Genomic DNA, 18,287 nt, shown 5'->3' with positions numbered 1-18,287 from the left:
CCCGACGATGTGGGTTTATGTCTGACTATCTGTGTTTGTGTTGCATTTGAGAGAACCTCATGCCTACAATCATCCCCACACGCAGATCGAACGGCTCGGCCCCCACGGGCCGTGCGCGACGCACACGACACACCGTCAAGGACGACACATGTATCAAGCAGAGCGACACGCACTCATCACCGACGTGCTGCACACCGCGGGCCGCGTCTCGGTCTCCGATCTCTCCCGCCGCTTCGACGTCACCGCCGAGACGGTGCGCCGGGACCTCGACCAGCTCGAAGCCGCCGGCCTGCTGCGCCGCGTGCACGGGGGAGCCGTCACGGCCGATCGCACGAGCGTCGCCGAATCGAGCATCGCCGTGCGGCAGGAGCAGCGCAGCGAGGCCAAGGACGCCATCGCCCACGCCGCCTTCCGCATGCTGCCGCCCACGTTCTCGGGCTCGATCGTGCTCGACGCGGGCACCACCACGGGCCGCCTCGCCGAACTGTTGGCCGAGTGGACCCCCGTCTCCGAATCGCAGACCCTCACGGTCATCACCAACTCGGTGCCCATCGCGGCCGTGCTGCACCAGAGCCCTCACCTCGAGCTGCACCTCGTCGGGGGTCGCGTGCGCGGCATCACGAGCGCCGCGGTCGGCACCTCGACGGTCGACGAGCTCTCGCGCATCCGCCCCGATATCGCGTTCATCGGCGCCAACGGCCTGAGCGCCGACTTCGGCCTCTCCACGCCCGACGAACTCGAGGGTGCCGTCAAGGCCGCCATCGTCCGCGGCGCCCGACGCGTCGTGGCGCTCGTCGACTCGACGAAGGTGGGCGAAGAGGCGCTCTTCCGTTTCGCCGACCTCGACCACCTCGACACCCTCATCACGGATGCCGCGCTGCCCGCCGATCTCGACGACGCGCTGGGCCTCGCCGACGTAGAAACGGTGCTCGCATGATCGTCACGCTCACGGCCAACCCGTCCCTCGACCGCACGGTCGAGTTGGGCGCGCCCCTCGCCCGCGGAGACGTGCAGCGCGCGCTGACCTCTCACCAGGAGCCGGGCGGCAAGGGCGTCAACGTGTCGCGCGCCGTTCAGGCCTCGGGCCTCGACACCGTCGCGGTGTTGCCGGGCGACGACGACGATGCGCTCGTCGTGGCCGTGCGGGCGCTCGGCATCGAGGTCGCCAACGTTCCCGTGGGCGCGCCGCTCCGTTCCAACCTCACGCTGACCGAACCCGACGGCACGACGACGAAGATCAACGAGCCCGGGCCGCGGTTGAGCGCCGAGGCGCGTGCCGAGCTGGTGGCGCTCGTGGCCGGGCACGCCGCATCCGCTCGCTGGCTCGTTTTGGCCGGCTCGGTGCCCCCCGGTGCGGGAGACGACTTCTATGTCGACGTGCTGAGCGCCGTGGATGCCGCGCCCACCCGTCCCTTCGTCGCGGTCGACGGTTCGGGCGCCCCATTCGAGGCGCTCGTCTCCTCGGGCCACCGCATCGACCTCATCAAACCGAACGCCGCCGAACTGGCCGAGGTCACGGGGGAGGGCGACGAGGACTCCTTCGAGGCCGATCCCGCTTTCGCGGCCGCCGCCGCCTGGCGACTCATCGAATCCTCGGCGTCGGCGCCGTCCCGCGACGGCCACGTCCATACCCCCGGATTCTCGCCCGACGGCACCCCGCGCTGCGACGACCACGGTGGCGTGCGAGCCGTCCTCTGCACGCTCGGCTCCCGTGGCGCCGTGCTCGTCACGCGCGACGGCTCGTGGTTCGCCCCCGCGCCCCGCATCGTCGCGCGCTCGACGGTCGGTGCCGGCGACTCGTCGCTGGCCGGTTTCCTCTACGCCCTCACGAACGGCGCGTCGGCCCCCGATGCGCTCGCCCAGGCGGTCGCGCACGGCGCGGCGGCCGCATCTCTGCCCGGTTCGACCGTGCCCTCACCCGAACAGACCCACCCCGGCGACATCGTCGTCAGCCCGATTCCGCGCATCGCCGCCGGACTCCAGTAAGGAGATTGTCCCCATGTCCGATCTGATCACACCGTCCCTGGTGCTGCTCGACGTGAACCTCGGTGCCGAGCGTTCCGAGGTCATCCGCGCCCTCGCCGGGCTCGTCGTCGACGCCGGTCGCGCGTCCGACGTCGACGCCCTCTACGCCGATGCGTGGGAGCGCGAGGGCAAGACCGACACCGGCATCCCGGGCGGGATCGCCATCCCGCACTGCCGCTCGACGGCCGTCAACACGCCGACGCTCGCCATGGCCCGCCCGAACCCCGCCGTCGACTTCGGCGCCAAGGACGGCCCAGCCGACCTCATCTTCTTCATCGCGGCCCCCGACGGTGCCGACCAGACGCACCTCGCGCTGCTGTCGAAGCTGGCCCGGTCGCTCATCAAGAAGGACTTCACGGCGGCCCTGCGCCAGGCCGAAACGCCCGCCGAGATCGTGTCGCTCGTCGAGGGTGCCGTCGCCGACAAGCCCGCAGCGAACCCGGATGCCGCAGCCGCAGCATCCGCGTCACCCGCCGCCTCGGCAACCTCGAGCTCGACGAGCTCCGGCCCGGCGCACGCGGCCCCCGCCGCTGCCGCCACCTCGACCGACCAGGCCGCGCCCGCTTCTGCCCCGGCAGCCGCCACGACGGCCCCCGCCGAGAAGCCCCTGCTCGTGGGCGTCACCGCGTGCCCCACGGGTATCGCGCACACCTACATGGCCGCCGACTCCCTCGTCGCCGCTGCCGAACGCGCGGGTGTCGAGCTGCACATTGAGACGCAGGGTTCGTCGGCCGCCACGCCGCTCGACCCGAAACTCATCGAGCGCGCCTCCGCCGTCGTCTTCGCGGTCGACGTCGACGTGCGCGACCGGGCTCGCTTCGCCGGCAAACCCGTCATCCAGGCGCCCGTCAAGCGCGGCATCGACGAACCGGACGAGATGGTCGCCGAGGCCCTCGCCGCCGCCACCGACCCCCACGCGCGGCGCGTCCCGGGCGCAGCCGCCGGTGCCGCCGGTTCCGACACTTCCGCCGATCAGGGCGGCATCGACGAGCACTTCGGCCAGAAGCTCAAGCGCTGGCTGCTCACGGGTGTCAGCTACATGATCCCGTTCGTCGCCGGCGGTGGCCTCTTGATGGCCCTCGGTTTCCTCTTCGGTGGCTACCAGATCAGCGATGTCGCGAAAGACATCATCGTGCAGAACAGCGTGTTCAACCTGCCCGAGCAGGGCCTGCTCTACTACCTGGGCGCGGTCTTCTTCGCCATCGGTAACGCTTCGATCGCCTTCCTCGTGCCCGCCCTCGCGGGTTACATCGCCTACGCTATCGCCGACCGTCCGGGCATCGCGCCCGGTTTCACGGCCGGTGCCGTGTCGCTCCTCATGGGCGCCGGTTTCATCGGTGGTCTCGCGGGTGGTCTGCTGGCCGGTGGCATCGCCTACGCCCTCGGACGCCTGAAGGTGGCGCGCTGGCTGCGCGGCCTCATGCCCGTCGTCATCATCCCGCTCGTCGGCTCGATCGTCGCGTCCGGCCTCATGGTCGTCGTGCTGGGTGGCCCGATCGCCGCGCTCACGACGGGCCTGAACACGTGGCTCAGCTCGCTGACCGGTGCGTCGGCCGTCGTGCTCGGCATCATCCTCGGTGCCATGATGGCCGTCGACCTGGGTGGCCCCATCAACAAGGTCGCCTACTCGTTCGCCGTCGCGGGTCTCGGTGCCGGCAGCCTGTCGAACGAAGCCCCCTGGCAGATCATGGCCACCGTCATGGCGGCCGGTATGGTTCCGCCGCTCGCTCTCGCCCTCGCCACGGTGCTCGACCGCAAGCTCTTTACGGCCGTCGAACGCGAGAACGGCAAGGCGGCCTGGGCACTCGGCCTGGCCTTCATCTCCGAGGGTGCGATCCCGTTCGCGGCCGTCGACCCCCTGCGCGTCATCCCGGCCTCGATCCTGGGTGCGTCCACCACGGGTGCCATCATCATGGCTTCGGGTGTCACGTCCCAGGCCCCCCACGGTGGCGTGTTCGTGTTCTTCGCCATCGGCAACTTCGGCATGTTCCTGGTCGCCATCCTGGTGGGCATGATCGTGTCGGCGCTGGCCGTCATCGCGCTGAAGCGCTGGGTGCGCAAGCGTCCGACGGTGGCAGCGGATGGCACGGGCGCTGGTGCCTCGGCCACCTCCGGCTCCGTGCGCGAACCGGCCCCCGCGGCCTAAACTCCTAGGGCGGATGCCGCGAGCCGCTGCATCCGCCCGCACCACTCTTGCGAGGACCCGACTATGAGCAACACCTCCCTTTCGTCCGCGGCATCGGCATCCGACGATTCCGCAGTGGCAGCCGCAGCCGCAGCCGCCCCCGCCTCCGCAGCCTCCGCCTCCGCAGCCTCCGCTTCGGCAGCCTCTGGCTCCGGCTCCGGCACCGCCTCAGGCTCCGAGATCACGGGTGTGGGCGTCAGCCCCGGCCGCGTCATCGGTCCGGTCGCCCGCATGGCCCCTCCCGTCGAGGCCCCCGATCCGGCCGAGAAGGCCGCGCCGGGTCGCAGCATCGACGACGAATACGCTCGCATCACGGATGCCGCGGCCACCGTCCAGGCCGAGCTCACGGCCCGCGCCGCCACCGTCTCGGGTGACGCGCGCGACGTGCTCGAGGCGACGGCGCTCATGGCCTCCGACCCCACGCTCGCCAAGGCCGCGAAGAAGTTGCTCGACGACGGTCGCAGCGCCGAACGCGCCGTCTGGGAGGCGGGGACGTCCATCGCCGAACAGTTCGCGGCCCTCGGCGGCTATATGGGGGAGCGCGCTCAAGACGTCTACGACGTGCGCGCCCGCCTCGTGGCGGCCCTCCGCGGCGTCTCGGCACCCGGCCTGCCGAACCCCGGGCACCCCTACGTTCTCGTCGCCGTCGACCTCGCCCCGGCCGATACGGCCACGCTCGACCCGGCTCAGGTCATCGCGCTCGTCACGAGCGACGGCGGCCCACAGTCGCATACGGCCATCCTGGCGCGCGCCCTCGGCATCCCCGCCGTCGTCGCGGCGTCGCAGGCCACGTCATTGGCCGACGGCAGCGAGGTCTACGTCGACGGAACCCGTGGCCGCGTCATCCTCGACCCGTCCGATGCCGAACGTGCCGACGCCGAGCTCGCGGCCCGCCAGTCGGAGGCGCTCGTACCCTTCGACGGCACCGGCCGCCTGTCCGACGGCCACGAGGTCGCCTTGCTCGCCAACATCGGCGGCGTCAAAGATGCGGCGGCGGCGGTCGACGCCAACGCGCAGGGCGTCGGCTTGTTCCGCACCGAGTTCCTCTTCCTCGGTCGAGACACCGAACCCTCCGTCGAGGAGCAGGTGTCCGACTACCGCGCCGTCTTCGCCGCGTTCCCCGACAAGAAGGTCGTGCTGCGCACGCTCGACGCGGGTGCCGACAAACCCCTCGCCTTCCTCACCAACGACGACGAGCCCAACCCCGCTCTCGGCATCCGCGGCTATCGCACCTCGCTCGAGAAGCGTCAGGTGCTCGTCAACCAGCTGCACGCCATCCAGACCGCGCGCGAGGCCGAGAACGCGGATGTCTGGGTCATGGCCCCCATGATCGCCACGGCCGATGAAGCCGCCGACTTCGTGGGTCTCTGCCGCGAGGCGGGGCTCCCCACCAACGGCGTGATGATCGAGGTGCCGTCGGCAGCCCTGACCGCCGCGCACATCTTCGCCACGGCCGACTTCGTGAGCCTCGGCACCAACGACCTCACGCAGTACACCATGGCCGCCGACCGTCAGCTGGGCTCGCTCTCCGCGCTCAACGACCCGTGGCAGCCCGCCGTGCTCCAGCTCGTGCAGCACGTCGGCCAGGCGGGTCGCGCAGCGGTGTCCGCCTCCGCGTCGGCCACGACGGGTAAACCGGTCGGCGTGTGCGGCGAGGCCGCGGCCGATCCGGCCCTCGCGGTCGTGCTCGTGGGCCTCGGCGTCACGACGCTCTCGATGACATCTCGCGCCATCCAGGCCGTCTCCACGGTGCTGCGCTCGGTCACGCTCGACCAGGCCGAGACCATCGCGGCCGCGGTCGTCGCCGCCCCGACAGCCGCAGAAGCCCGTCGCATCGCGCGCGAGCACCTCCCCATCCTCGAGACGCTCGGTCTCTGACCACTCGGTCTCTCACCGCTCATCCGCATCATCCGACCCATCCGCACCTGAGGAGAACACCATGGCCGAACGCCAAGCCACCATCGCCAGCCGCGTGGGACTGCACGCCCGCCCCGCGTCGCTCTTCATCGACGCCGTCAACCGCCAGCCGGTCGAGGTCACCATCGCCGCCAAGGGCAGCGACGACCTCGACGCGTCGAGCATCCTCTCGATCATGAGCCTGGGTGCCGCCAACGGCGACGTCGTGACGCTCAAGGCCGAGGGCGACGGCGCCGAAGCCGCTCTCGAGGAGCTCGCGCAGCTGCTCGAAACCGACCTCGACGCGGAATAGCCCGCCGATCGACCGACATCCCACCGCGGCCCGCCCGGAATCTCCCTCGATGTGACGTGCGCCGCCCCGATTGTTAGGCTTCTCTGATGCCCTCGAACACGACGACTCCTGACCAGAAGACGCCGCCCTCGATCCATCGGTGGGTGTTCTGGCCCGCCGCGGCCATCGTCATCGTGTTCGTGGCCTTCGCCATGATCGCGCCGAAGGCCGCCGAGGCCGCGTTCGGCGCCATCCAATCGAGCATCATCGCCAACTTCGGCTGGTACTACGTGCTCATCGCGGTCGTCTTCGTCGTGTTCAGTTTGTGGGTCGGTTTCTCGCGCTACGGCGACATCAAATTGGGTCAGGATGACGACAAACCCGAGTTCTCGCTCGGCTCCTGGTTCTCGCTCCTCTTCGCCGCGGGCATGGGCATCGGCCTCGTCTTCTACGGCGTCAGCGAACCGCTCAGCCACTTCGCGAACCCGCGCCCCGGAGTCACCGGCACCGAGACGCAGCTCGCCCAGTCGGCGATGTCCCAGACGTTCCTGCACTGGGGAGTTCACGCGTGGTCGATCTACGTCGTGATCGGCCTGGCCTTGGCCTACGCCATCCACCGCCGCAAGCGCCCCGTCTCGATCCGGTGGACCCTCGAGCCGCTGCTCGGCAAGCGCGTGCGCGGTGGCTGGGGCAACGCCATCGACGTCATCGCCCTCGTGGGCACCCTGTTCGGTGTGGCCACCTCGCTCGGCCTCGGCGTGCTGCAGATCGCCGCCGGCCTCGAGAGCACGGGCGTCGTCGAACCGTCCCAGCTGCTCGAGGTGGGGCTCATCGTCGGCATCACGATCGTCGTGCTCTTCTCCGTGCTCTCGGGCGTGACCAAGGGCATGAAGTGGTTGTCCAACTTCAACCTCATCTTGGCGGCGCTGCTCGTCCTGTTCCTGCTGATCGTCGGGCCGACGCAGTTCCTGCTGCGCGATTTCGTGCAGTCGATGGGTGGCTACATCCAGAACTTCGTGGCGCTGTCGTTCAACACGAGCGCCTATTCGGGCGCCGAGGGTGAGGCCTGGCAGGCCGCGTGGACCACGTTCTACTGGGGCTGGTGGATCTCGTGGGCGCCCTTCGTCGGTATCTTCATCGCACGCATCTCGCGCGGCCGCACGGTGCGCCAGTTCGTCGCGGGCGTCATCCTCGTGCCCACGATCATCACGTGCCTGTGGTTCAGCGTTTTGGGCGGCACGGCCATCTACTCCGAGCTGCAAGGCCCCGGCGGTCTCGTCGGCGCCGACGGCCAGGTGGATGTCGAGGGTTCCCTCTTCGAGATGCTCGGCCAGTTGCCCGCGGGCTCCGTCCTGACGGTCGGCGCCATCCTCCTCATCGGAATCTTCTTCGTCACCTCCGCCGACTCCGGCTCCCTCGTCATGGGCATGATCGCCTCGGGCGGCCAGGTCGAGCCGAAGCGCTGGGTGCGCGTGTTCTTCACGCTCACGACGGCCCTGCTCGCCATCGCCCTGCTGCTCTCGGGCGGCCTCAATGCGCTCAAGACGGCGGCCATCATCATCGCGTTGCCGTTCAGCGTGATCATGCTCCTGATGTGTTGGTCGACCGCCCTGGCCTTCGGTCGCGAACAGCGCGCCTACGAGCGTGCGCGCCGCGCCCAGTTCGTCGACCACATCGGCGAGTACTACGGGCTCGAGGTCGAGGCGCCGATCGAGCGTGAGCCGGCCGGTTTCTTGAGCGGGCTGCTCCGACGACTCCCGGTGCCCGGCCGCGGCAGCGTGCACGGTGCGGGTTCGGCTCCTGCCCCCGTTCCGGGTGGCTCCGACGTCGATCCCGGCGTGAGCGGACAGACCGACGGTGAGAGTGCTTTCGAGGATGTCGACACAGGGAACCCGTCGTCGGCCGACACCGCCGTTTCGGGCACGTCCGCTCCCGACAGTTCGCCGCAACGCGACTAGGCATCCCGCAACCGCACGTTCGCTGCAAGCATCCTGAGAACCGGATGCCGGGGGTCCTCCTATCACCGGGTCGCCAGTTTCGCCCGGTATCGTTTTTGGCGAGCGCCGCGGCGGCCGAGCGGCTCTCACGGCTCCCGTCTGTGCGGCACGCACCACGCATCCGGGCGACGCCCATCCCGAAAGCCAGCCGCGCACCCACCCCGGAGGACGACCTGATGCCCGAGTCACCCGCTCAGGTCACGCCCTACCAGGTGCTGGGTGTCGCGCCCACGGTCGATCATGACGAGTTGCGCCGCGCCTACCGCCGCAAACTGCGCGAGACGCATCCTGACACCGGGGGAGACGCCGTGCGTTTCGCGGCCGTGCAGCGTGCGTGGCAGCGGGTGGGGGACCCCGACGACCGTGCCGCCTACGACCGTGGGGCCTCGTCGCCGAGCGGTTCCGCCGCCTGGCCCACCGACGGTTCGTCGTCCGCGTGGGCGTCGGGCTCCGGCAGCACCAGCCGCCAGCAGCACACGCGTCCCCGCGCCCGTCTCTATGGCCACCCCGGTGGCGCCGCGCGCGAGACCTATTTGCGCCTCATCCGCGAGTGGGCGGGCCGCGGCCCCGACCTGCCCGATCCCTACGATCCCGCGCTCGTGCGCTCGGCGCCGCTCGAGATCCGGCTGACGCTTGCCAAGGCCATCGCCGAGGAGGAGACCTCGGTCGTGCTCGCCGATCTCGGCATCGGTTTCACGGTGTGGAACGATGTCGACCCCGGCCGCGACGAAGACAAGATCGACCACGTCGTGCTCGGCCCGACAGGTCTCTACGCCCTGCGTTCGGAAGACCGCGGTGGCAGCGTGTCCGTATCGCGCGGCGAAGTGACGGGCGAGAACTTCGGCGATCGCGAGCAGCCCATCCGCTCCCTCGTGCGCTCGGCGCGGGCGCTCGGGCGCACGGCCCGGGTCAAGTTCACGGGCGTCGCCATCATCGTGCCCGACGGCTCGCTCGAGACCGAGTTCGAAGAGGTCGGCCGCGCGCGTTCGCCCGAGGCCTTCGTGCTCGGTCGGTCGCGCCTGCCGCATTTCCTGCGAGCCGGTTCGGCCGACACGCCGATCGTGGGCGGCACCGAATCGTTCGAGGTGCGCACGCGCCTGCAGGCGGCCGTCCGCTTCGTCTGACGCGCCGATGAGTGAGATTCGACCGCCAGAGGCCGCATAAGAGCATCATTTTGTTATGACACCCAATCGAGGGCGAGCATCCCTTCGTTTTTATGAAAAGTTTTATATAACCGAAACATGATGACCCCTATTGTGGGGGGATGCCGCGCACGGTGTGCGGCTCTTCCGAGGGGAACATCAGTGAAGATTGAACGAAAATCTCGGCTCGCCTCAGGCGCGCTGACTTTTGCGGTGGCGGGGGCCTTGTGCCTGGCACCGGCAACGGGTGCCTTCGCCGGGACGGCGACCACCGGCGCACAACTGACCACCACCGCAGCCGCCGCCCCGACCGCCGTCGCGGTCAAGGACGGCGAACTCATGAACTATGTCGTCAACACCGCAACGGGGGCTGAGGGCATCGCCGCCGCAACGGCCGCCGTCACGGCAGCGGGCGGCACGATCGTCATGACCTATCCCGAGATCGGTGTCACGGTCGCCCAGTCGACGAGCGCCGCCTTCCAGGGCACGGTGCAGGCTGCGGCCGGCGTCGAGTCCGCCGGTCCCACCCGCACGGCCGCGGTCACCGAGGGGGCTGCAACGGGCACGCCCGGGACGCTGTCGATCCACCAGCCGAGCGTCGAAGATGCCATTCCCGGCATCCCGACCGAGGGCAACCAGTGGGATCAGGTCGCCATCGGCTCGATCAGCGCCCACGGTGCCGAAACGGGCGACGGCGTCCTCGTCGGCGTCGTCGACTCGGGCATCGACATCACCAACCCCGACCTCGCGGGTCAGGTGGATGCCGCGGCCTCCGTCGGCTGCACCACCAACGGTGTGCCCAACACGGCGCAGTCCGCCTGGGTCCCCACCACCAGCGACCACGGAACGCACGTCGCCGGCACCATCGCGGCCGCCGACAACGGCGCGGGTGTCGTGGGTGTCGCCCCCGGAGCCAAGCTCGCCTCGGTGAAGGTCGTCAGCGATGACGGCTTCATCTACCCCGAATACGCCATCTGCGGGTTCATGTGGTCCGCAACGCACGGCATCGACGTGGCCAACCACAGCTACTACGTCGACCCGTGGCAGTTCTGGTGCACCGACGCCGCCGACCAGAAGGCCGGCCTCGAAGCCGTCCGTCGCGCGGTCGAGTACTCCACCGACCAGGGCGTTCTGAACGTCGCCGCTGCCGGCAACTCGGACTACGACCTCGCCAAAAAGACGATCGACACCGACAGCCCTAACGACACCACGCCCGTGCCCGACCGCCCGATCAACGCCGGGTGCCTCGACATCCCGACCGAGGTCGAGGGTGTCGTCTCGGTCGCATCGCTCGCGCTGACGCCGTCGACCGGCGCCATCTCGAAGTCTTCGTTCTCGAACTACGGCCGCGACAAGATCGACGTCGCCGCCCCCGGTTCGGGCATCTGGTCGACCATCACCGCAAACGCCGCCGGCGACATCTACGGCAGCAAGAACGGCACGTCGATGGCCTCCCCGCACGTCGCCGGTGTCGCCGCTCTCCTCGCGGCAACCAACCCGTCCGCGACGCCCGCCCAGCTCGAGCAGCTGCTGAAGAGCCAGGCCACCCCGCTCGCGTGCCCCACGGGTGACACGCGCTGTGCTGAGCCCCGCGACTTCTACGGCGCGGGCATGGTCAATGCGTCCGCAGCCGCCGGTGTCGCACCGGGTGCGGCCACCGAGGCGAGCATCGGCGTCCAGTCGAAGCGCGTCAAGCCCGGCACGCTCTTCGGTGTCGTCGCCGACGGCTTCCAGCCCAACGAGCAGGTCACGTTCACGGTCGGCACGCAGGTCGCCAAGACCGTCGCCGCCGACGCGCTCGGTCGCGTCACCACCTCGGTCAACCTGCCCGCGGGTGCGGCCGACGGCGAATACCCGCTGACCGCAACGGGCACCTCGGGCAAGACGGCGACCGTCACCATGACGGCGTTCACGCTCGCGGCTCCCACGCTGGCCGCCCCGACGGTCGACCAGGTCGTCACGGCCGATTCCGTCACCGTGACCGGAAAGGGCGCCCCGGGCGCCACGGTCCAGGTCGAGCTCTACGACTCGGTCAAGTTCCCCGAGGGACCCGTCACGCGCAAGGCTCAGGCCACCCCGGCCGCCGCCAAGAGCTCGTCGTCGACCTCGGCCGACCAGGCCGCCGCCGACGTCCCCTTCGACCCGGCAGTCGGCTGGGTCTACGGGCAGACGACCGCGGGTGCCGACGGCTCCTTCTCGGTGACCTTCACGGGTCTTCCCGACGGTGACTTCCTGGCCTACGCCCTGCAGACCGACGGTTCGCAGGTATCGGCCTACTCGGCGGGTGTCGCGTTCTCGGTCGACACGGCCGTTGTCGCTCCCGAGCCCACGCCGGTTCCCACCGACGGTGCCACCCCGCTGCCGACCGCCCCGGGTGTCGACCCGGCGCCGGCGGCCGGCGCCCCGGTTGCCTCGAACGGCTCGGGTTCCCTCCCGGCAACGGGTGCGGATGTCTCGCTCCTCGTCGGGGGAGCGGCCCTGTTCGCCGCTCTCGGCCTGCTGTTCGCCGGTTTCGCGCGTCGCCGTTCCGTGGAGCGCACGAAGGCCTGATCGCGAACCGCCTCCAGGGGCGGCGGTCGCGGAGACACTGACGTCATGCTGACTCCGCGATCGCAGCACTTTCGAGGCTGATCACCGAAGGGGTGTTCCGGATTCTTTCCGGAACACCCCTTCGTCGCGCAACCCCTCGCCAGCGCACAGGGTTCGGCCAGCCGATACCCAGATAATTGGCAAAGCGCATCCCCTGGCGCGACCCGACCCGCAAGGAGGCCCGTCCGTGTCCGATTGGTTGAGCGAGAAGCCCTGGCTCTCGTCTTATGCACCCGACGTCCCGCATCTCATCGACGAGCCCGACGGGTCCCTCGTCGACATGGTGTTCCGCAGCGTGCACCGCTACGACCAGGCCACGGCCCTCGAGTTCTTCGGCCGCACCACGAGCTACCGCGAGCTCGGGCGCCAGATCGACCACGCCGCCGAGGGCCTGCGTCGACTCGGCGTGCAGAAGGGCGACCGGGTGGCCATCATCCTGCCCAACTGTCCCCAGCACGTCGTCGCCTTCTACGCGATCCTGCGCCTCGGCGCCATCGTCATCGAGCACAACCCGCTCTACACGGCGCGCGAGCTGCGCCACCAGTTCGAAGACCACAACGCCCGCGTCGTGATCGCCTGGCAGCAGGTCGTCGACACGCTCGCCACGTTCCCCTCCGACCTGGCCCTTGACGCCGTCATCTCGGTCGACATCACCACCGAGATGCCGCAGTCGCAGCGCCTGGCGCTCAAGCTGCCCATCAAGAAGGCGCGAGAGGCGCGCGCGAAGCTCGGCACGGCGCCCACGACCAAGAACCACATCGCGTGGGATCGACTGCTGTCGAAGGGGTCGTTGAAGCGCAAGCATCCGAAGCCCGCCGTCGACGACCTCGCGGTGCTGCAATACACCTCGGGCACGACGGGCCGTCCCAAGGGCGCCATGCTCACGCACCGCAACCTCTACTCGAACGCCATGCAGGGCCGCGCCTGGGTGCCGGGCCTCACCGAGGGCGGCGAGGTGTTCTACGCCGTGCTGCCCATGTTCCACGCCTACGGCCTCACGCTGTGCCTCACGTTCGCCATGAGCATCGGCGCGCGCCTCGTGCTGCTGCCGACCTTCACGACCGATCTCGTGCTCGAGGCCGCCAAGAAGAACCCGCCCACGTTCCTGCCCGCCGTGCCGCCCATCTACGACCAGCTGGCCCGAACGGCCGAGCACCGCGGCATCGACCTCTCGAGCGTGCGCTTCGCGATCTCGGGCGCCATGAGCCTGCCGGCGCAGACCGTCGAGCGCTGGGAGAGCGTCACGGGCGGCCTGCTCGTCGAGGGTTACGGCATGACCGAGACCTCGCCCGTCGCGCTCGGCAACCCCATCGGCCCGAGCCGCCGCCCCGGCACCGTCGGCGTGCCTTTTCCGAGCACCGAGATCCGCGTCGTCGACCCCGCCGACCCGAGTGTCGACCGGCCGCAGGGCGAGGAGGGCGAGCTGCTGCTGCGCGGTCCCCAGGTCTTCCAGGGCTATTGGAACCGCCCCGACGAGACGGCCGAGACGCTCCTGGCCGACGGCTGGCTCCGCACGGGCGACATCGTGCATGTCTCCGACGACGGTTTCGTCACGATCGTCGACCGCGTCAAAGAGCTCATCGTCACGGGCGGCTTCAATGTGTCGCCCTCCGAGGTCGAAGAGGTGCTCATGCAGCATCCCGACGTGGTCAAGGTGGCCGTCGTCGGCCTGCCGCGGGCCAGCGGTGGCGAAGATGTCTCGGCCGCCGTCGTCCTGAAGCCCGGTGCCGTGCTCGATACGGGTGGCCTGCGCGACTTCGCCCGCCGCACGCTCGTCTCCTACAAGGTGCCGAAGCGCATCGTGCAGGTCGAGGAGCTGCCCACATCGCTCATCGGAAAGGTCCTGCGCCGCAAGGTGCGAGAAGATCTCATCTCGGCGGGCAAGCGCTCGAAGGCCTCGCGCGACTCCTGACCCCGTTTGATCCCCGGCGCTGGTCGGGGCGGCACCGACACGCCGCCCCGACCAGCGCGTTTTTGAATCATTCAAAATAACTGTTAGCGTCGTCTCATGACCGATTCGGAGCGACTGCAACAGGCTGGCCTGCGTGTCACCGCCCCGCGGCTCGCCACCCTCGAGGTGCTTCGCGAGCCGGGCCATCTCACGGCCGAAGAGGTCTACCAGCGCGTCGCCGAGACGCTGCCGGGCACGAGCCTGCAGGCCGTCTACAACGTGCTCGCGGCCTTCACCGAGGCCGAGCTGGTGCGGCGCGTCGAATTCCCAGGTTCGCCGTGGCGCTACGAGTCCCGCGTCGGAGACAACCACCATCACGTGGTCTGTTCGGGCTGCGGAGCCGTGGCCGACATCGATTGCGTCGTCGGGCACGCACCGTGCCTCACGCCCTCCGATGCGAGCGGTTTCGTGCTGACGCGAGCCGAGGTCACCTTCGAGGGCCTGTGCGCCGCGTGCGCCGCCGCCGCCGATCGAGAGTCGCTCGCCTCGGCCTGACGCGAAGCATCCTCGATTCATTGGTTCTTCACCGCCACCCATCAGCGTGCGGCTACCGACCGCTGACAGTCTGAAAACACCCGCAACCTTCCACGCCGCCATCTGGTCGCGCGTGCCACCCCACACACAAGGAGAATCCGTGACCGAGAAGTTCACCACCACGAATTCCGGAGCCCCCGTCGCCAGCGACCAGCACTCGCAGGCTGTCGGCGCCGACGGCGTCATTCCGCTGCACGACCACTACCTCGTCGAGAAGCTCGCCCAGTTCAACCGCGAGCGCATTCCCGAGCGCGTCGTGCACGCCAAGGGTGGCGGCGCCTTCGGCGTCTTCGAGACCACGCACGACGTGAGCGCCTACACGCGTGCCGGCCTGTTCCAGCCCGGCGCCCGCACCGAGATGCTCGCGCGCTTCTCGACCGTGGCCGGCGAGCAGGGCAGCCCCGACACGTGGCGCGACCCCCGCGGTTTCGCGCTCAAGTTCTACACCGAAGAGGGCAACTACGACCTCGTCGGCAACAACACGCCCACGTTCTTCCTGCGTGACGGCATCAAGTTCCCCGACTTCATCCGCTCGCAGAAGCGTCTGCCGGGTTCGCACCTGCGCGACCACAACATGCAGTGGGACTTCTGGACGCTCTCGCCCGAGACCGCCCACCAGGTGACCTGGCTCATGGGCGACCGCGGCCTGCCCGCCTCGTGGCGCAACATGGATGGCTTCGGCTCGCACACCTACCAGTGGATCAACGCCGCGGGCGAGAAGTTCTGGGTCAAGTACCACTTCCGCACCAACCAGGGCCACAAGGTGCTGTCGCAGGCCGACGCCGACCAGATCGCGGGCGAGGACGCCGACTTCCACATCCGCGACCTGCACACGGCCATCGAGGCCGGCGACTTCCCGAGCTGGACGCTGTCGGTGCAGATCATGCCCTACGCCGATGCCGCGACCTACCGGTTCAACCCCTTCGACCTCACCAAGGTCTGGCCGAAGGGCGACTACCCGCTGATCGAGGTCGGCACCATGACGCTCAACCGCAACCCCGAGAACTACTTCGCGCAGATCGAGCAGGCCACCTTCGCGCCCTCGAACTTCGTGCCCGGAATCGCGGCCAGCCCCGACAAGATGCTCCTCGCGCGCATCTTCAGCTACGCCGACGCGCACCGCTACCGTGTGGGCACCAACCACGCGCAGTTGCCCGTGAACGCGCCCAAGTCGCCCGTGCACACCTACTCGAAGGAAGGCGCCATGCGCTACGACTTCGCGTCGGCAGACACCCCGGTCTACGCGCCGAACTCCTTCGGTGGCGCCCACGCCGACCCGGCCCGCGCGGCCGAGAGCGACGGCTGGCAGAACGACGGCGTGCTCATGCGTTCGGCCGCCACGCTGCACGCCGAGGACGACGACTTCGGCCAGGCCGGCACCCTGGTGCGCGACGTGATGGATGACGAGCAGCGCGAGCGTCTCGCCCACAACATCGCGGGCCACGTGTCCAAGGTCACCATGCCGGGTCTGCGCGAGCGCGTGTTGCAGTACTGGACGAACGTCGACCAGAACCTGGCGCGCCGCGTCGCGATCCTGCTCGAGCCGAGCGCACCCGGCGCCGACGAGACGCCTGAGAGTGCCGGCATCCCCAACTAGCAGTGCCGTGGCGCGCCCGCCGCGCCGTATCCCGATCTCCTGTGCAGGAGCGAAGCCCGGGCCGACCACGTCGGCTCGGGCTTCTGTCGTTGCGTCCGCGGCCTAGTGTCCGCGCAACCGCTCGATCTCGCGTCGATCGCGCTTCGTCGGCCGCCCGGCCCCTCGGTCGCGTTCACCCACACTCGCGCGTTCTTCGCGCGGCACCGGGGGAGGAGTGCGGTCGATCATGGCCTCCTGCGCAACGGGCGCGCCCACGCGTTTCACCAGCAGGCGCTGCACGATGACGGTGCGGTCACCCTCACCCGTGCGCACGCGGATCTCGTCGCCCGGCCGCACGAGCGCCGCAGCCTTGGCGCGGTCGCCGTTCAACCGCACGTGTCCGGCGCGGCAGGCCGTGGTCGCGGCCGATCGCGTCTTGAACACACGCACGGCCCACAGCCACGCGTCGATGCGGGCACTCGTGAGCTCCGCCATCCGATCAGCCCTCGGACGGGTCTTTGATGGCGTTCAGCACGGTCGCCGCGGTCAGCGCCGAGCCCTCGAGCGAGGGATGCAGGTGGTCGGGCAGCAACAGTCCGATGGCGTTGCCCGTCGCCTCGTAGGCGCTATGCACATCGATCGCGAGCACGGTCGGGTTGGCGCGCAGCCACCCGGTGACGGTGTCGATGACCTGAGCGTGTGCCGAAGCCCATTCGTCGAAGCGCGGGTTCTCGAGGATGGCCGCATACCCGACGCTCGCGGGCCACTGCCCGTTGATGGTGCCGAGCAGCGCGGTCAGCTGCTGGCCCACGTCGGCCGGGTTGCGCACGTTGTTCAGCCCGTGGTTCACGATGACCACATCGGGTTTCTCGGGGGCCATGACCGCGAGATGTGCGAGCGAATAGGCGGGGGTCTTGCCGCGCGCCGAACCGTTCCACACGATGAGGGGTGCGCCCGGTGCTCCGGCGTTGTGCAGCACCTCGGGAAGGTAGCCGACGAGTTGGTTGTCCCACGGGTGCATGATGAGCGGCCGATTCTGTTCGGTCGCGATCTGGCGCATGGCGACGTCCACCCATTCGCCCGGCTCGTCACCCGTCGAATCGCCCAGCACGGTCACCACGAAGGGGCGGTCGGTCTCGGCGATGCGGTTCCAGGCCTGGCCGAAGCCGATGGTCTGCAGGGCGCCCTCGGATGCTGCCACGACCGCGTCTGGTCCACCCGCCGCGGTCGTCGCAGCCGGTCCCTTCGTCGCCACGCCGACGAGCGCGCTCGCGACCAGCCCGACACCCAGGATGCCGAGTGCCGTGGCCTTGAAGACGGGGGTGCGCGTCGCCCAGCGCGACGCCAAGCGAGGAAGCACCCGTCGGGTCGGGCGCTCGGGAGTGCGGGTCATTCACACAGAGTACGTCGCGCTTGGTGCGTTCGCGACCTGAGCACACACGCCTCAAGGCTCTACAATCGAGGGATGGCTGAGGGCGAGAAGTTCGAGCGGGAGACGAACGAGGTGGGTGACCGCATCCTCACCCTCCCCAACCTCCTGAGCTTTCTTCGCTTAGCGCTCGTTCCGGTCTTCCTCCTGCTGCTCGTCGAGGGCGAAGACATCTGGGCGCTCGTCGTGCTCGCGGTCTCGGGCATCACCGATTTCCTCGACGGGTTCCTGGCCCGCAAGCTCAACCAGGTGTCCCGTCTCGGGCAGTTGCTCGATCCCGCCGCCGACCGCCTCTACATCCTCGCGGCACTGCTCGGCCTGGCCATCCGTTCGCTCATTCCCTGGTGGCTCGTCGCGGTCATCCTGGCTCGGGATGTCATGCTCATCGTCGTCGCCATCCTGCTCGCCCGGCGGGGTCACGGCGCCTTCCCTGTGAACTGGGTAGGAAAGTTCGCCACCGCCTGCCTCATGGTCGGATTCCCGGTGCTCATGCTCGCGGCAGCCCTGCCCGATGTGGCACCCTGGGTTCAGCCGTTCGGGCTGATTTTTTCCATCGTCGGAGCAGTGCTTTACTGGTGGGCCGGGCTGCTTTATCTCAGGCAGACCATCGCACTCTCCCGAAATCCGCAGACACGAACGACAGTCTGATCGGATACGCTTGAATCCGAGGA

Annotated in this window: 14 protein-coding genes; 12 read left to right on the top strand and 2 right to left on the bottom strand. The window is 69.4% G+C overall.

Annotated elements, in window-relative coordinates; all coding sequences use genetic code 11:
* Nucleotides 1–148 precede the first annotated feature (148 nt).
* The 11 genes from ACZ6IE_RS08370 (at nt 149) to ACZ6IE_RS08320 (ending at nt 16,208) form a co-directional block, all read left to right on the top strand.
* Nucleotides 149–937 carry a DeoR/GlpR family DNA-binding transcription regulator gene (locus ACZ6IE_RS08370; RefSeq protein ID WP_079727722.1) on the top strand — a complete coding sequence of 263 codons (789 nt, stop codon included), beginning with the start codon at nt 149–151 and terminating at the stop codon, nt 935–937.
* Nucleotides 934–1,986, top strand: a complete 1,053-nt coding sequence (locus ACZ6IE_RS08365; protein ID WP_464607547.1) for a 1-phosphofructokinase family hexose kinase — start codon at nt 934–936, stop codon at nt 1,984–1,986. Before ACZ6IE_RS08370 ends, ACZ6IE_RS08365 begins: the two co-directional genes overlap by 4 nt.
* 13 nt (nt 1,987–1,999) lie before the next feature.
* Complete coding sequence (locus ACZ6IE_RS08360) at nt 2,000–4,171, top strand: PTS fructose transporter subunit IIABC (protein WP_464607546.1); 2,172 nt, start codon at nt 2,000–2,002, stop codon at nt 4,169–4,171.
* A gap of 63 nt (nt 4,172–4,234) precedes the next feature.
* Nucleotides 4,235–6,088, top strand: a complete 1,854-nt coding sequence (gene ptsP / locus ACZ6IE_RS08355; RefSeq protein WP_464607545.1) for a phosphoenolpyruvate--protein phosphotransferase — start codon at nt 4,235–4,237, stop codon at nt 6,086–6,088.
* A gap of 61 nt (nt 6,089–6,149) precedes the next feature.
* Complete coding sequence (locus ACZ6IE_RS08350) at nt 6,150–6,419, top strand: HPr family phosphocarrier protein (RefSeq protein ID WP_464607544.1); 270 nt, start codon at nt 6,150–6,152, stop codon at nt 6,417–6,419.
* Nucleotides 6,420–6,505: 86 nt separating this feature from the next.
* The gene (locus ACZ6IE_RS08345) at nt 6,506–8,356 is read left to right on the top strand and encodes a BCCT family transporter (RefSeq protein WP_464607543.1); all 1,851 of its coding nucleotides are present in this window, start codon (nt 6,506–6,508) and stop codon (nt 8,354–8,356) included.
* A gap of 215 nt (nt 8,357–8,571) precedes the next feature.
* A complete protein-coding gene (locus ACZ6IE_RS08340; protein ID WP_464607542.1) occupies nt 8,572–9,519 on the top strand; it encodes a DnaJ domain-containing protein in 948 nt (315 codons plus the stop codon).
* Nucleotides 9,520–9,699: 180 nt separating this feature from the next.
* A complete protein-coding gene (locus tag ACZ6IE_RS08335) occupies nt 9,700–12,087 on the top strand; it encodes a S8 family peptidase (RefSeq protein ID WP_464607541.1) in 2,388 nt (795 codons plus the stop codon).
* A gap of 226 nt (nt 12,088–12,313) precedes the next feature.
* Entirely contained in the window at nt 12,314–14,038 is a 1,725-nt protein-coding gene (locus tag ACZ6IE_RS08330; RefSeq protein WP_464607540.1) for a long-chain-fatty-acid--CoA ligase, read from the top strand.
* 96 nt (nt 14,039–14,134) lie between these two features.
* Complete coding sequence (locus tag ACZ6IE_RS08325; protein WP_079727714.1) at nt 14,135–14,572, top strand: Fur family transcriptional regulator; 438 nt, start codon at nt 14,135–14,137, stop codon at nt 14,570–14,572.
* 139 nt (nt 14,573–14,711) lie between these two features.
* The gene (locus tag ACZ6IE_RS08320; protein WP_464607539.1) at nt 14,712–16,208 is read left to right on the top strand and encodes a catalase; all 1,497 of its coding nucleotides are present in this window, start codon (nt 14,712–14,714) and stop codon (nt 16,206–16,208) included.
* 102 nt (nt 16,209–16,310) lie between these two features.
* On the opposite strand, the gene ACZ6IE_RS08315 is transcribed toward ACZ6IE_RS08320, so the two are convergent.
* Complete coding sequence (locus ACZ6IE_RS08315) at nt 16,311–16,682, bottom strand: RNA-binding S4 domain-containing protein (RefSeq protein WP_079727712.1); 372 nt, start codon at nt 16,680–16,682, stop codon at nt 16,311–16,313.
* A gap of 4 nt (nt 16,683–16,686) precedes the next feature.
* Nucleotides 16,687–17,580 (bottom strand): SGNH/GDSL hydrolase family protein, encoded by an 894-nt coding sequence (locus tag ACZ6IE_RS08310; protein ID WP_464607538.1) that lies wholly within the window; start codon nt 17,578–17,580, stop codon nt 16,687–16,689.
* Between the two features lie 72 nt (nt 17,581–17,652).
* Here ACZ6IE_RS08310 and pgsA point away from each other — a divergent pair, with 72 nt between their 5' ends.
* The gene (pgsA, locus tag ACZ6IE_RS08305) at nt 17,653–18,264 is read left to right on the top strand and encodes a CDP-diacylglycerol--glycerol-3-phosphate 3-phosphatidyltransferase (protein ID WP_464607537.1); all 612 of its coding nucleotides are present in this window, start codon (nt 17,653–17,655) and stop codon (nt 18,262–18,264) included.
* The last annotated feature ends 23 nt before the right edge of the window (nt 18,265–18,287 follow it).

The organism is Okibacterium sp. AC114 (assembly GCF_979253355.1).
The sequence above is the reverse complement of the archived record's forward strand: the minus strand, read 5'-3'. Positions and strand labels throughout refer to the sequence as shown.